The 15,378-nt window shown below is 41.9% G+C and carries 13 protein-coding genes; 7 read left to right on the top strand and 6 right to left on the bottom strand.

The annotated features are described in order from the left end of the window. Positions 1-25 precede the first annotated feature (25 nt). On the bottom strand, positions 26-706 hold the full coding sequence (locus BDE36_RS02600) for a YiaD family glycine zipper/OmpA-like lipoprotein (protein ID WP_141813634.1): 681 nt from the start codon (positions 704-706) through the stop codon (positions 26-28). 349 nt (positions 707-1,055) lie between these two features. On the opposite strand from BDE36_RS02600, the gene BDE36_RS02595 reads away from it, so the two are divergent. Beyond that, the gene (locus BDE36_RS02595) at positions 1,056-1,715 is read left to right on the top strand and encodes a CPBP family intramembrane glutamic endopeptidase (protein WP_161987520.1); all 660 of its coding nucleotides are present in this window, start codon (positions 1,056-1,058) and stop codon (positions 1,713-1,715) included. A gap of 10 nt (positions 1,716-1,725) precedes the next feature. On the opposite strand, the gene BDE36_RS02590 is transcribed toward BDE36_RS02595, so the two are convergent. The 5 genes from BDE36_RS02590 to BDE36_RS02570 all read right to left on the bottom strand — a co-directional run bounded on the left by BDE36_RS02590 (position 1,726) and on the right by BDE36_RS02570 (position 7,893). Then, the gene (locus tag BDE36_RS02590; protein ID WP_128767975.1) at positions 1,726-2,511 is read right to left on the bottom strand and encodes an SDR family oxidoreductase; all 786 of its coding nucleotides are present in this window, start codon (positions 2,509-2,511) and stop codon (positions 1,726-1,728) included. 12 nt (positions 2,512-2,523) lie between these two features. Next, a complete protein-coding gene (locus BDE36_RS02585) occupies positions 2,524-3,225 on the bottom strand; it encodes an ABC transporter ATP-binding protein (protein WP_141813632.1) in 702 nt (233 codons plus the stop codon). Between the two features lie 82 nt (positions 3,226-3,307). Beyond that, a complete protein-coding gene (locus BDE36_RS02580; protein WP_141813631.1) occupies positions 3,308-4,786 on the bottom strand; it encodes a DUF5687 family protein in 1,479 nt (492 codons plus the stop codon). 27 nt (positions 4,787-4,813) lie between these two features. Beyond that, positions 4,814-6,094: a replication-associated recombination protein A gene (locus tag BDE36_RS02575; protein WP_141813630.1), complete on the bottom strand. Its 1,281-nt coding sequence runs from the start codon at positions 6,092-6,094 to the stop codon at positions 4,814-4,816. Positions 6,095-6,222: 128 nt separating this feature from the next. Beyond that, positions 6,223-7,893 (bottom strand): glutamine--tRNA ligase/YqeY domain fusion protein, encoded by a 1,671-nt coding sequence (locus BDE36_RS02570; RefSeq protein WP_141813629.1) that lies wholly within the window; start codon positions 7,891-7,893, stop codon positions 6,223-6,225. 192 nt (positions 7,894-8,085) lie between these two features. Between BDE36_RS02570 and BDE36_RS02565 the strand changes: the two genes are divergently transcribed. The 6 genes from BDE36_RS02565 (at position 8,086) to BDE36_RS02540 (ending at position 15,350) form a co-directional block, all read left to right on the top strand. Further along, a complete protein-coding gene (locus BDE36_RS02565) occupies positions 8,086-9,303 on the top strand; it encodes an anaerobic sulfatase-maturation protein (protein WP_141813628.1) in 1,218 nt (405 codons plus the stop codon). 324 nt (positions 9,304-9,627) lie between these two features. Further along, a complete protein-coding gene (locus BDE36_RS02560; RefSeq protein ID WP_128767981.1) occupies positions 9,628-11,037 on the top strand; it encodes a sigma-54-dependent transcriptional regulator in 1,410 nt (469 codons plus the stop codon). Positions 11,038-11,095: 58 nt separating this feature from the next. Further along, entirely contained in the window at positions 11,096-12,808 is a 1,713-nt protein-coding gene (locus BDE36_RS02555) for an ATP-binding protein (RefSeq protein ID WP_141813627.1), read from the top strand. Positions 12,809-12,821: 13 nt separating this feature from the next. Continuing rightward, complete coding sequence (locus BDE36_RS02550) at positions 12,822-13,808, top strand: response regulator (RefSeq protein WP_141813626.1); 987 nt, start codon at positions 12,822-12,824, stop codon at positions 13,806-13,808. Positions 13,809-13,865: 57 nt separating this feature from the next. Further along, positions 13,866-14,909 carry an AI-2E family transporter gene (locus tag BDE36_RS02545; protein ID WP_141813625.1) on the top strand — a complete coding sequence of 348 codons (1,044 nt, stop codon included), beginning with the start codon at positions 13,866-13,868 and terminating at the stop codon, positions 14,907-14,909. 168 nt (positions 14,910-15,077) lie between these two features. Continuing rightward, the gene (locus tag BDE36_RS02540) at positions 15,078-15,350 is read left to right on the top strand and encodes a YtxH domain-containing protein (RefSeq protein WP_128767985.1); all 273 of its coding nucleotides are present in this window, start codon (positions 15,078-15,080) and stop codon (positions 15,348-15,350) included. Positions 15,351-15,378 lie beyond the last annotated feature (28 nt).

The raw sequence follows: 15,378 nt of genomic DNA, 5'->3' as shown, positions 1-15,378 counted from the left end.
TTTTTTTATTTCGACTCTAAGAGTACTATTGCGCGCTTTGACGTGCTTCGTTCTTCATTTGCTCGTTCGCAACAATTACGATCTCAACACGGCGATTCTGCGAGCGTCCGCTTTCAGTTGTATTGTCGGCAATTGGCTCTGTCTCACCCTTACCCGAGATATTAATACGGGAGGAACTTACACCACTTGCTACAGCAAAATCTTTTACTGACTGTGCACGCTTTTCAGATAGCGTATAATTATAGGAATCCGATCCTGTATCGTCAGTATGTCCGATCACCATGATGTTAGTTTGTGGATTGTTCTTCATGGAAGTCGCAAGGTTCGCAATATTTGTTCGGGCTGCATCTTTCAGGTTCGCTTTATTAACGTCGAACAATATACCCGAATCAAACTTCACGATCAATCCCTCTCCTGCTTTTATAACCTCGGCACCTGGAACAGTATTCTTAATTTCTTCAGCTTGTCTGTCCATTTTCCTTCCGATAAATGCCCCGGCAGTACCCCCTATAGCGCCACCAACAATGGCTCCGACAGCCGTATTACCCGCTTTCTTACCTATCAAAGCTCCAATGGTACCGCCTGCTGCCGAACCAATAACTGCCCCTTTCTGAGTACGAGTCATCTGACTACAACTAGTTACCACGAAAGAAGTGGTAGCAATAGCAACACACCAGGTTGCTATTTTAATCTTAGTTAATTTCATATTATCTGTGTTTGTTTGCAAATTTAACAATCAAATCTCAAATCCGATGCCAAATACACGATTAGAAATAAACCCGCTTCACGAAGCGGAATCTGTGTATCTGCACAAACCTACGTTTCTATAAACAAAAAAACGACCATTTTTAAGTACACTTTTGTCGTTTAAATATCGAATGCCGACATTTTTTTTCGGTGAGGTAAATCGACCCTTATTATAGAATTCAATTTATGGCATTTCAGCAACCGATATTCAATTATCTTTGCGGTAAAGACAACACGTATAGATGATTGTATCTTATCCCTTGCTTAGCGCACTACTTCAATTAGTTATTCTCCTTCCGTTTATTTTTATGGCTAAACGTAATTGGGAAAAAAGCGACAGGAGAATAATTGCAGTTTTCTTTGTCCTCTTCCTCCTGTGGTCTGTTTTGACAACGGGACTATCAGGAATAAGATTATTTGAAACACAGCAGTGGAACTGGACAGGGAAGCTCATCACTTTACTATTGGGACTATTTTTCATTTATCGCAGTAAACTGTTAAGCAACAAAGAAACGGGATTGAGGGTGCGTTTTACTCAAGGATCATTTAAGCCGGTAGTCATTCTGCTGCTGGCGGCAGTTGCATTAAGGGCTGGAATCTATTTCGCTTTTCAATCCACCTCTTCTAACTTTAACACAGAAACCGTTCTTTTCCAGGGTAGTCTCTCCGCTATTAGCGACGAAATTATCTTTCGAGGCATCCTTCTGGCTCTTTTAAACAAGGTCTTTACTTCAAAAGAAGATACGTTTGGTTTTAGCCTCAGCTGGGGAGTACTGATAAGTTCACTTCTTTTTGGGCTCACACAGGGCTTTGTTCTTCAGGACGGATTACACCTGCAGATCAACCTGGTCAGAATACTACTTTCATTCTTTACAGGAATCATCGCAGCCTTGCTTAAAGAACGTTCAGAAAACATCCTTCCAGCCATAGTATTCCATGCTTTATGGAATTTAATCGGCAATCACTAGCAGTCTAAGCTTAGAGGGACGGGGTTTTGCCCCCATCTACCGGAAGATTGATCCCATTTATATAACCCGCCGCGGGCGAAGCAAGAAAGGCAACGGCAACAGCCACATCTTCAGCCGTACCAATCCTCCCGACGGGGATCTCTTTAATCATATCTTCCTCAACCTCCTCCGTACTCTTCCCTTCGTTTTCGGCCCGGCTCTGAATAAGTGACTCCAGTCGTGCTGTCATAGATGTAGATGGCAGCACATTATTTACGGTGATACCAAAAGGCCCCAGTTCAAGCGATAGAGTTTTAGCCCAGCTTGCTACAGCGCCACGAATAGTATTAGAAACACCAAGTCCCCTAAGAGGGGTTTTTACCGAGGCAGAAATTATATTAATGATCCTGCCCCAACCAGCGCTCTTCATACCCGGCACGACGGCAGTGGCGAGAATCTGGTTACAAACAACATGATTTGAGAAAGCCTGAATATATTCCTGTACGTCTGCATCGATTGCCTGCCCCCCTTTAGGTCCCCCGGTATTGTTCACAAGAATGTCAACAGGGTGCTCTTTAAGAAAATGGTCCAGTTCCTGTCTCAGTTGATCAGGGTTGTTAAAATCAGCTACGAGGTAGTTGTGAGTCTCAGTATCATCAACCGGCAACAGCCGGATCACCTCCTTTAGCTTTTCTTCGTCGCGCGCAACTAATGTTATACTTGCACCCATAGAAGCCAGTTCAATAGCCGAAGCTTTCCCAATCCCCTGGGTACTTCCGCAAACTAAGGCCCGTTTTCCTGTAAGATCAGTGTTCATACATTGTGAGGTTTATTGCATAACAGAAAAGTACTCTTCCAGTTCTTCTTTTGTATTACTATCTGTCTGGATGTCCTTAATAATCTTTCCCTTTTCCATCAGTAGTATCCGCTGACAAATGTCTGTAACATGGTTTAAATCGTGACTGGAGATAATCGTTGTCATGTTCTTTTCCTGATTAATCTGACGCAGCATATTCTTTAGGCGGATCTGCGTACTCGGATCGATATTGGCGAAAGGCTCATCAAGCATCAGTATTTCAGGCTCCTGCAACAAACATGAAACTACCCCGACCTTACACTGGTTGCCCTTAGATAAATCGCGGATATACTTCTTCTTGTTCAGAATTTCGCCGTTAAAGAAGTCATTATACTTCTCCAGTTCTGCATCCGTATGCGCTTTACTAAGGCCTGAAAGAGATGCAATAAAATAAAAGTACTCTTCCGGAGTCAGGTAATCAATTAGAAACCCCTCATCAAGATAAGAAGCTGTGTAGTTTTTCCAGGTCTCAGAATGAGCCACATTTTCGCCTTTTGACAATACCTCTCCCCGCTCGGCCCGTATCAGGTCAAGGATCATCCTGAATAAGGTAGTCTTTCCGGCTCCATTATTGCCCACCAGGCCTATTGTCTCGCCTCTGTTAATTGATAACTCCGGGATATTTACAACCGGTACATCATTATAAACCTTAATTAATTTTTTTACTTCTATCATGACTGAAATCACTTTTGGGAACGGAGAACTTACTGATAATCTTTATTTCTTCTTTCTATCTTTTATAGAGGAGTCATAAGTGTCAACTATGCCTGAAACCTTCTGCAATAAGATAACGTTGCTTTTTAAAATTTTTGACTAACATATTAATCCAGATAGTGCGGGTGATAATAAACACTAAACCAACAAACCCCATCAGTGTAACGGCGATCAGCGGATAGCCAAGATAGTTTAGTGGAACGAAAATCACATATGGCAATATAAAAAGGGGAAGCGAAAGCAACCATTGAGAAGCTCCAACCCCTTCCCAATTAAGGGTACCTCCTTTAGAAAGGTCTATTCTTCGGTAATTACGGTTAGCGAAAAACAACACAATCAAAGTATTTACACCGAGGTTCCAAAAGAACATGCAGAACTGCACAAACAGCACCTGCCACCCAAAAAACACATACGGGATAGTAAGGATAAACGCAATGCCCGAAAAGATAGTAAACAGAATAAACTTCGATTTAATAAAATCTTCTGTTGTAATGCGGTGTGCTAATATCCCGTCAAAATGACTCGACTGCCAGCTGAACATGAATTGACCGTAGTTGATGATGAAAATGCCGGTCATAAACAACGATGCAAATATCTTCCATCCATAACTGCTGCCCAAAGCAGGGTTAGTGTAAAAAAGAAGACCGTATAACATCATCATTGAACAAATCGTAAGAGAAGATTTCGATCGCTTATTCCTGAGAATTAATTTTAGCTCGGTTACAGTCAACTGCCCGGCCATTCCGAAACGATTTAGAAAAGGGATCTCTGTAGATGATTTCTCACCCGAGCTGTCTGATCTTAGCTCATCAAGATATAAGTTGCTCCTAAGAAAACGATAGTTAACCAGGTACATCCCTGCGGCAAGCAACACCGGAAGCAACATGTACAGCGGGTAAACAAGCAACTGATTAAATATGAAAACGGAAAAAGACGAAATAGAAATAGCTTTAAATTTAAAATCAAGAAGACTGACAACAGCTATAAACAGTAAAAAAGCAAGCATATACCAGCCATTCAGGTTCACCTTCCGTTTAAGCCAAAGGCTGAAAAAATGGTTAAACATAGTGAGCCCCAGCAATGTTACCACATACGCTGTAAATACAGCGCCGCCAGCCGATGGAATCACCACCTTAATCAGAAAAGGCAAAGTCAGCAAAAAAGGTGTAAGATTAAATCCCGACCACAACGAGGTCAAACACAAATAATTCACAATCTGATTCTTTCTGACAGGAAGGTTCAGATAGGGTTTGACGCTCAGTGTAGGAAGTTCCTGTAACTGAAAACGGGCCAGCAGGTCAAGGAGAAAATAATAAAGCAGAAAACTATTGAACGATCTTATAACGTCGGCGGCAGGATAAATAGCTTTAAAGATCTTGTCGAGAAAGAAAGCAAGAACCAGCACATTAACCAGAAGATAAAGGATCAATAAGGCCATTACAATTCTGACAGCGATACTTTTACCGGTATTCTTAGATCGCCAGAATGCTTTCCACTGATGTTGTAAAAAAGATGAGGTCATAGGTGTGAAGGTAAAAAAATAAATCGATCAGTACTTATATTTATTCTTCCATAATGTTTTTAACCGCTCTCTTAATTTTTGTTCGCTTGCATTATTGCCCGGTTCGTAAAGCACGGTACCACTCAATCCCTTAGGAAAGTACTCCTGCTCCTCAAAGTTACCTTCATAGGCATGCGAATATTTGTACTCTGTGCCATACCCGATATTCTTCATCAACTTGGTTGGAGCGTTTCGCAAATGTAAAGGCACTGAAAGGTCGCCGGTTCGTTCAACCAGTTGAGAAGCCCGGTTAATCGCTTCGTAGCTGGCATTACTTTTTGCACATGAAGCGAGATAAGTCACAGTTTGCGACAATACGATACGGGATTCTGGCCATCCTATTACATTCACAGCCTGAAAACAGTTATTAGCAAGAAGCAGTGCATTGGGATTGGCATTACCGATATCCTCCGAAGCCAGTATAAGCAGGCGCCTGGCAATAAACAAAGGATCTTCACCACCGGCAATCATCCTTGCAAGCCAATAAACGGCAGCGTTCGGATCGCTGCCACGGATAGATTTTATAAATGCCGAAATGATGTCGTAATGTTGTTCGCCGGCCTTATCGTAAAGCGCCATGTTCTGCTGAACGTGTTCAAGAACAAACGCGTTGGTTATCTCTACCGACTCCTTCCCACTTGCATTAATCACAAGTTCAAGTACATTCAGCAAGCGGCGCGCATCTCCACCCGACAAGCGAAGTAAGGCCTCATGCTCCTTTATCGTTACTTTTTTATGCAACAAAAACTCATCTGCACTTAACGCTCTGTTGATCAGGTCAATCAGGTCATCTTCACTTAAAGATTTCAATATATAAACCTGGCATCTTGAGAGTAAAGCTGAAATCACTTCAAACGAAGGATTCTCTGTAGTAGCGCCAATCAGAGTAACGAGACCACGCTCAACGGCCCCCAGCAATGAATCCTGCTGCGACTTTGAAAAACGATGAATTTCATCAATGAACAATACAGGTAGATTATCCTGCGACTCCTTTAGCTTCGCTGCCTTTTCAATCACCTCCCTTACATCTTTTACGCCCGAATTGATAGCACTCAGGCTAAAGAAAGGACGCTGTAACTGCTGAGAGATAATATACGCAAGCGTGGTTTTACCAACCCCGGGAGGCCCCCAAAGGATCATCGATGGCAAATTACCGCTCTCTATTGCCTTCCGTAGGATAGCATTTTGCCCAACGAGGTGCTTCTGACCCGAATACTCATCGAGCGAAGCAGGTCGCATGCGTTCAGCTAATGGAGGTAGAGTGGCCATATATACCTGGTGTTTAGTTTTGAGATATGAGTATTGAGAGGTGCAATCCAAACATTTATTAGAGATCTGACTATCAAAAACTTAAAAAAAACGATCTCAGCACTCATATCTCACATCTCAATACTCCCTTATCCTTTCTTAATTTCCTTTGCCCATGTATCCTTTAATGTAACCGTTCTGTTGAACACCAATTTACCGGGTTCAGATTCTCTGTCTAGAGTAAAGTAACCCTTCCTGATAAACTGGTAACCTTTGCCGGGCTCGGCACTTGCCAGGTCAGCTTCTATATAAGCCTCTGGAATCACCTGGAGGCTTTCAGGATTGATATATTCCCTAAAATCTCTGCCTTCGGCTCCCGGGTCTTCTACACGGAACAGACGATCATATAAACGAACCTCGGCTTTTGCTGCGTGAGAAACGCTTACCCAATGGATCGTACCTTTTACTTTCAGCGCCGAAGTATCGTTGCCCGACTTTGATTCAGGAATATATGTACAATGCACTTCGGTAATATTCCCCTGTTCATCCTTTACAAAGTCTTCGCATTTAACAATATAAGCATTCTTAAGCCTTACCATTAAACCCGGCCCCAGTCTGAAATACTTCTTAGTAGGGTTTTCCATAAAGTCTTCACGTTCAATCCATAGTTCTCCGCTGAATGGAATCTCACGCGATCCTCCGCCATCTTCCTCTTCCGGATTATTCTCACCACTGAAAACTTCTTCCTGTCCCGCGGGATAATTTGTGATAACAAGCTTTACGGGATCGAGAACAGCCATTCGGCGCCAGGCCGTTTTATTTAAATCTTCCCGCACGCAAAACTCAAGCAAACTTACATCAATCACATTCTCCCGCTTTGCAATTCCTATTCTCTCACAGAAATCACGTATCGAAGCAGCGGTGTAACCACGACGACGAAGTGCACTGATAGTAGGCATTCTCGGATCATCCCATGAATCCACAAAACCCTCATTCACCAGCTGGAGTAAACGGCGTTTGCTCATCACAGTATACGTCATATTCAAACGTGCAAACTCGTACTGTTTCGACGGAAATATTTCAAGCTCTTCAATAAACCAGTCGTACAACGCACGGTGAGGAATAAATTCAAGCGTACAAACCGAATGCGTTATTTTCTCAATAGAGTCGGATTGTCCATGTGCAAAATCATACATCGGATAAATGCACCATGCATCTCCCGTTCTGTGATGGTGAGCATGACGAATACGATACATAATCGGGTCGCGCATATGCATATTTGGCGACGCCAGATCAATCTTAGCACGTAACACCTTTTCGCCGTCCTGGTATTTCCCTTCACGCATCTCAGCAAACAACTTCAGATTCTCTTCTATAGAGCGGTCCCTGTAAGGCGATGGAGTTCCTGCTTCAGTAGGCGACCCCTTTTGTTCTGCTATTTCATCGGGAGTACTGTCGTCTACATAGGCCTTCCCCTTTTTTATAAGTTGTATTGCAAACTCATAAAGCTGCTCGAAGTAATCAGACGCATAAAACTCATTCTGCCATTCAAATCCCAGCCATTTCACATCCTCCTTAATACTATCCACATACTCGGTTTCTTCCTTCTCGGGATTAGTATCGTCAAAACGGAGATTCGTCTGGCCATTGTACTTTTTCGCCAATCCAAAATTCAGACAGATAGATTTAGCGTGTCCTATGTGGAGATAACCATTAGGTTCAGGAGGAAAACGGGTATGGACCCGTCCACCATGCTTGCCGTTCTTTATATCTTCTTCAATTATTTCTTCTAAAAAATTAAGTGATCGTTCTTCGCTCATATACAGCATTAAAAGGCTACAAAAGTACTAAACATTCAATTAAAAGCATCACAAGATCGTCCTTGATGTGAACAACGTTCTGAACGCGTACCAGCGTAGCCATTATCATGTCTGATAAAAGCCGATAAATTGTTTTTGTAGATTATGTCCGCATATAAAAGCAATTCTCTAAGTTTGAAAAAAGAACGTAAAATGAACACAAGGCTTCTTTCAGGATTCAATTTGCTCGCCAAACCGACAGGTGCGGTGTGCAATCTGGACTGCGCTTATTGTTATTATCTTGAAAAAGAAAAAATGTACCCGGGCGCTTCCAGTTTCAGGATGAGCGACGAAACACTGGAAACATTTACACGAAAATATATCCATGAGCAGCCAGGCGCCGAAGTAACCTTCGTATGGCAGGGCGGAGAACCTACTTTATTAGGATTGGATTTCTTCAAAAATGCCCTGCTGCTCCAAAAAAAATACGGCAGCGGAAAAATCATCCATAATTCATTTCAAACAAATGGGGTTCTTTTAAATGACGAATGGTGTAAATTCTTTAAGGACTATAACTTCCTGGTAGGTATATCTATTGACGGGCCCGAAAAGCTCCATGATGTTTATCGTATTAATAAGGGAAGCCAGGGAACCTTTGCAAAGGTTATGAGAGGAATAGAACTGCTGAAAAAGCACCAGGTTGAATTTAACACATTAACCGTAGTCAATAACGTCAACGCAAAAAAGCCCCTGGAAGTGTATACTTTCTTAAAACAGGTGGGTAGCGGGTATATGCAGTTCATTCCTATTGCCGAACGTATTGCCGGTAACTGTTCTCCATCTGATCTCACACTCATTTTACCGGAATATGAAGGCCAGTCAGAACTGGCTCCATGGTCTGTCAATCCCTTAGAATACGGTAAATTCCTTGTTGCCATCTTTAATGAGTGGGTAAAAAGGGATGTAGGACGTTATTTCGTTCAAATATTCGATGCTACATTAGCTAATGAAGCAGGTATGCCGGCTGGTGTATGTGTATTTAATGAGCGTTGTGGCGACGCCCTGGCCGTTGAACACAATGGCGATGTTTTCTCGTGCGACCATTTTGTGTATCCCGAATATAAAATAGGGAACATTAATAATACTTCGCTCAAAAAAATGCTTCTTCTTCCTGAACAGCAAAAATTCGGTAATGATAAATACGATTCATTGCCTCGTCAATGCAAAGAATGTGACGTGTACAGGTATTGCCGCGGCGAATGTCCAAAAAACAGATTTACAAATACAAAAATGGGCGAAGCGGGACTTAATTACCTTTGTGACGGATATAAGTTATTCTTTCGCCATGTAAAACCGCATATGAAGTTCATGGCCAATGAACTGGCACATGAAAGATCTCCCGCAAATATCATGTATCAAAGGATACGTTGATAGCGCAACGAGCCGCATGCCCTCAGAAATTCTCGTCTCGAAAAACCCAGGCTTACTCCGCGATACCGGCTGCGGCAAGCCTTGTTTAGCAACGCCTGGAAACTGCATACAGCAGCGAAAAAGCATATAAAAAAACAAAAGACTCGAATATCGCGATCTTTTTGCAACAAAATACGTATAACCCCAGAATAAGGGTCAGATATCTAAACAAGTTGAAGACCAAAGATAAACTATGGAAAAACTGAAGTTTATTTGCAGAAGTTGTAGAATATATTTCCCAAATAATTTTTATAAATTACCTTTATAGAACTGTTTCTATTTATTATGAAGAGGATTTTAATAGTTGATGATGAGATAAATATTGGTCTTTTATTATCAAAGTTCCTAACCCGCAACGGATATGAAGTTAATATAGCTACCAGCGGCGGCTCTGCGATGGAAATGTTGAGCAAAGACAACTTTAATCTCGTTTTATGCGACTTCAGATTAGAAGATACAGACGGACGGGAAATACTGAAGAAGATCAAGGTTCTGTACCCGTCCACAGGAGTAATCATCATCACCGGATATTCTGATATCAAACTCGCGGTCGAGCTTATCAAAATGGGAGCATACGACTATATTACCAAACCACTGTATCCGGATGAGATTCTAAACACTATTAATAAAGCGCTTGAAACCCAGGAGGCCTTATCCAGACCAGAAACAGTTTCGACCTCGATAAATACAACAGGCAAAAAAGAAAAGAGCAACGGCATTGGACTTCCTGAGACTTTTATTGTAGGTGAAAGTATAGCCTCTAAAGATCTATTAAGGCAAATCGAACTGATCGCACCCACAAACTACAGTGTAATATTAACAGGAGAAAGTGGTACAGGTAAAGAATCTGTAGCCCAGGCAATTCATTTAAAAAGCAATAGAAGAGACAAACCCTTTATCGCCATGGACTGCGGTTCACTCACCAAAGAGCTGGCTGGGAGCGAGTTTTTCGGGCATGAGAAGGGGTCTTTCACAGGGGCTTTATATACCAAAATAGGGCATTTTGAAATGGCTAACGGCGGAACTTTATTTCTTGACGAAGTAGGTAACCTCTCCTACGAGATACAGGCAGCCCTGTTACGTACCGTTCAGGAACGTAAAGTGAAAAGAATAGGAGGAACGAAGGAGATCGATCTGGATGTCCGCATCATTATTGCAACGAACGAGAATTTACATGATGCTATTCAGAAGGGAAAGTTCCGGGAGGATTTATACCATCGTTTTAACGAATTCAGCATTCATCTTCCTCCTCTTCGGCAGCGTGATAAAGATATTATATTGTTTGCTCATAACTTCCTCAAGTTTACAAACAAGGAGCTTAACCGGAATATCGAAGGGTTTTCTGAAGAAGTAATTAATTGTTTACTAACATACAACTGGCCGGGAAATGTCCGTGAGCTTAAGAATGTTATCAGACGCGCTACCCTGTTGACAGAAACAAACGAAATCCAGCTTAAAGCACTACCTCTTGAAATATCAACCTTTGCAAAGGTAACTGCCATCGAAACAGCGGTCGAAAATATACACAGCAGAGAAAACAGGCGGGGCCTCAAAGATGCCGCTCTTGAAGCCGAATACGAAACAATTTTGAAGGTACTTAAAGAGGTTAACTTCAATAAGACTAAAGCTGCGAAAATTTTAAATATAGACCGGAAAACCTTGTACAACAAGATGAAGGCAATTAATCTGGAATAAGAATTGCCATAGCTTAGTTAATTTATTGCCGGTAGCATAAAGTATAACTAAGTTAAGAGTGGAGAACCGCTTGTTTATTCGTCATTACAAAAACAGGTTAAATCTGCCGTCGGCACTAACGGTAACCGTACTGGCAATTTGCGTCGTTCCTGCCATCATTGTACTTCCCCAACTTGGAGTTAACAATCCTGCTGACCTTAAGTACACAAATTATCCCCCCTCCGGTGGCAATCTCAGTAACTTTCTGTTATATCACACCTGGCTCATATTTGGCATCGTGTCTTGTTTCATAGCAGGCGGCCTGGCTTTAGCACATTACGCGTTCCGAAAAGAAGCATCGGGCCTGACAGCCGGTATTGCTCTTGCAATCACTGGATTATACGATGTCTTCTATTCACTGCCGTACGATGTTTTGCCGACGCAGGACTTTTCGGATGGACTCTACTCCAGATGGCTGATAAGCAGGTTATTGCATGTCAGCATTCTCGTAGCCAGCACATTTTATTTCATCTTTAACGCCAACAAAAGTATCCGGGAAAACAATAAAGATGTTCCATTTCTAATCTTTACTTATTTTCTTTTTTTCACTGCGGCGGTTGCACTTACAGCCTTTCTGAAAACCATTCCGGGCCTCCACAATAAAAATCAATTCATTACTCATCCATACGAACTACTTACCCTTTCAATCTATTTAACCCTGGGATCTATAATTCTCCCCCATTCGCTACAGAAGTTTGCTTCACCATTTTCGGGGATTATAATAATTAGCATTATACCATCAGCACTCGCTGGGGTCTTTATGGCTATTCACAGGGAGGATTTTGATGTCTTTTTTAACGCTGCGTACTTCCTTCGCGCTACAGGATATCTTACGCCACTGGCGGGGATTGTGTTAAATTATATCCATGCAATAAAAAAGGAAAAACAAATCGCAGAGCACCTTCGAACCCAAAAACTTGCCAGCCTGAGGACTTGGAAAAATCTGGAAGAACGCGAATCATCACTTGCAAAAGCCGGGGCCGACCTGGAACGCAAAGTTGAAGAATTAAAACGTTCTAACCAGGAGCTGGAACAGTTTGCCTATGTTGCCTCTCATGATATACAGGAGCCTCTAAGAAAAATAAAGGCTTTTAGTGACCTGATTGAGAGGGACTACGGAAACTCGCTCCCCGATCAGGCTCAGGACTACATAGCCAGAATGCGTAAAGCCGCTGAACGACTTCAACTTCTTATTGACAATATTTTGTCATTATCAAGGGCAAGAAAATCAGCGAATGAACTGGTTATGGTCGACCTGAAAGAAGTAATCAACGATGTACTCTCCGACCTGGAATATATTATAGAGAAAAAGAATGCCCGTATTGGGGTAAAGGTGGACATGCAATTGAGAGCAATCCCCGTACAGATGCGCCAACTGTTTCAAAACCTGATAAGTAACGCACTAAAATTTTCAAGGCCGGAAGTCCCTCCTTTGATTACAATTGAGGCAATTTATATAGATGGAGAAGAACTAAAAAACAGAACCAGTGACATCAATCCACAAGCGCTGTATTGCAGGATTGAAATTATCGATAATGGCATTGGATTTGACAAACAGGATGCGGAAAAGATTTTTAATCTATTCCAGCGCCTTCACAGCAGAACAGAATACGAAGGTACCGGCCTGGGTTTGGCGCTATGTAAAAAAATAACGGAGAACCACCTCGGTTATATTGAAGCAGAGGGCGAAGAAGGCAATGGAGCTAAGATAAGAATTTATCTGCCCTGTTAGAATAGTCATTGTTATGTGCCGCATTAAAATATTGCTTATTGACGACGATGAGGACGACTTCATCCTTACCAGAGACATTCTGTCTCACAGGGCGCATGGAAACACCTACGAGCTATCGTGGTGTAACAATTATGCAGAGGCGATCAATGCAATGCTCAAGTGCCATTACGACGTATATCTTGTTGATTATCACCTCGGTAAACATTCCGGTCTTGACCTGCTGAACGAGGCTGTAAGGTCTAACTGTTCAGAGCCTGTAATTATCCTTACCGGCAAAGGAGATAATAAGATCGATGAAGAGGCCCTACGCCTGGGGGCCGCCGATTATCTCACTAAAGACGAGCTTAATTTTGACATCCTCACCAGGGCAATCCGCTACGCTTTAAGGCATCATAACACGCTCGGCCAGCTTAGAAGCAGCGAAAACAAGTTCAGGATACTTTTTGAACGGTCTAAAGATCCGATTATGATTACCGATGCAGAAGGATTTGTTTATGCGGCAAACGATGCAGCGGTAGAGTTTTTAGATACAACTCCCGACAGGCTTAATAATGAAACTCTTTTCACCTTCTATAAAAACCCAGAGGATAAAGAGCTTTTTAATAATACCATGGAACGGCTCGGGAGCGTAAAAGATATGGAACTTGAAATTATTTCATCTTCGGGGAAAACAAAATATTGCAGTATCTCTTCTTTCATACAGATTTCACAACATGGACACAAAGAGCTTTACTATTCCATACTGCATGACATTCCGCCTATTAAGCACAATGAGCGCGAACCTGGTACATCCGACAAACGAATATCAGTTGCCCGTTTGGCTAATGTCATGGTCAGGGAAGTGTACAATCCTCTTTCAAACATAAATTTTGCTACTGAAGAACTGAAAAATAACCCTGATAGATATCGGAACGAAGAACTGCTGGACATTATCAGAAAGAACTGTGAAAGAATCAATCAGGTGACTTCAACCCTTATTGAAGAAGCAAAGAAAGAATAGAAAGAACCGGGGGTTGAAGATGCCAGTTCCTGGTAATCATCGAAAAGCTCAACCCATATGGCGGTATTTAACTATAAACAACGTAATAACATCCTCCTGATCATCCTGGTGATCCTTGGATGCTGCATCTTATATTCGCTCAGGTTCATAGCAGGTTCATTGTTGAGTACTGTTATAATGTACACCCTGTTCAGGCCTGTATACGTATATCTCACCAGGTCGCTGAACTGGAATAAATACGTGGCCTGCATTGGCATCATTATCAGTTCCTTCCTCACTTTTGTAATACCTTTTTACGGGCTAAGCCTTATGGTGATCGACAAAATTTCTGAGTTTCAAAGGGACCCACTGAAGCTTAAGGTGATTGCCCGGCGGATCGATGATTTCTTTGGATCCAAGCTACATCAGCCTGATATGCTTCAAAAGGCTATTCAAAAGACCACGTCCTATGCCGGAGAGCTTTTCCCTTCCATCATAGGTGGTGCAGCGGGACTACTGTTGGGAATAGTTGTAATGTATTTCCTGCTCTATTTTATGTTCCTTAATTATGAAACATTTGAGAAGCAGTTGATCAAGTACTCGCCCTTCAGAGAGCAAAATGCGCTCAAATTTGCCGATGAATTGAAATACACAACCTATTCGAATGTTCTGGGACAGGGAATCATTGCTATCGTCCAAGGCTCCCTCGTGTGCCTGGGCTTTTTTATATTTGGTTTAAAAGACGCGGTATTTTGGGGAGTTATATCCATATTCCTGTCCTTCCTCCCTTTAGTAGGCTCGGCGCTTGTTTTTATACCAGCCGGCGTTATAGCACTCGCCAACGGGAATAATACAGCTGGTATTGGTATTTTGCTATGGGGGATTCTGCTTGTATCGAATATCGATAACGTAATTCGCTTTTTGATAGCAAAACATATTGGAAATATTCATCCCATAATTACTGTGATTGGCGTTATTATCGGTATTCCGGCCTTTGGGATTATGGGTTTAGTTTTAGGCCCTCTTTTGCTTTCCTATTTTATCCTGACTGTCCGCATTTATGAAACCAGTAAGCTGGCATCTGATCGGCTTGAAAGAATTATGTCAACCGATGAGGAGTAACCCGAGTTGCCGATTAAAAGAATCGCTTCAAATTGCTTTATCTATTCTTTTTTTTGAGATTTGCACTACAAACAATTTCATCAAGTTTTGAATTAATCAAAACACTTAATGCCTGTACTTTGTATTAATATAGATTAAATAACACTTTAAAACTTAAACTTCTAAGTCATGAACGACAATACTAAGATTTTAGTAGCATTACTTGCAGGAGTAGCTGCTGGCGCTGCACTGGGAATTTTATTCGCCCCGGAAAAAGGTACTGAAACACGCGACAAACTAAATGACGCCCTTAAAAACCTGGGTGACTCTATTAAGGACCGCGCGGCAGAAGAAATTGAAAATCTTACTGCGTTTAAAGAAAAGGTTGTTGAAAATATAAAGACCAAACTCAGCTCGGCAGAAGACGAATTTGCCTCACAAGACGCTGCAGGACAGGTTTAAATTAACAAGTCTCCTATTCATTTACTCC

This window comes from Arcticibacter tournemirensis, from assembly GCF_006716645.1.
In the GTDB taxonomy this organism is placed as follows: Bacteria; Bacteroidota; Bacteroidia; order Sphingobacteriales; family Sphingobacteriaceae; genus Arcticibacter; species Arcticibacter tournemirensis.
This window is presented reverse-complemented; position numbering and strand designations above follow the sequence as displayed.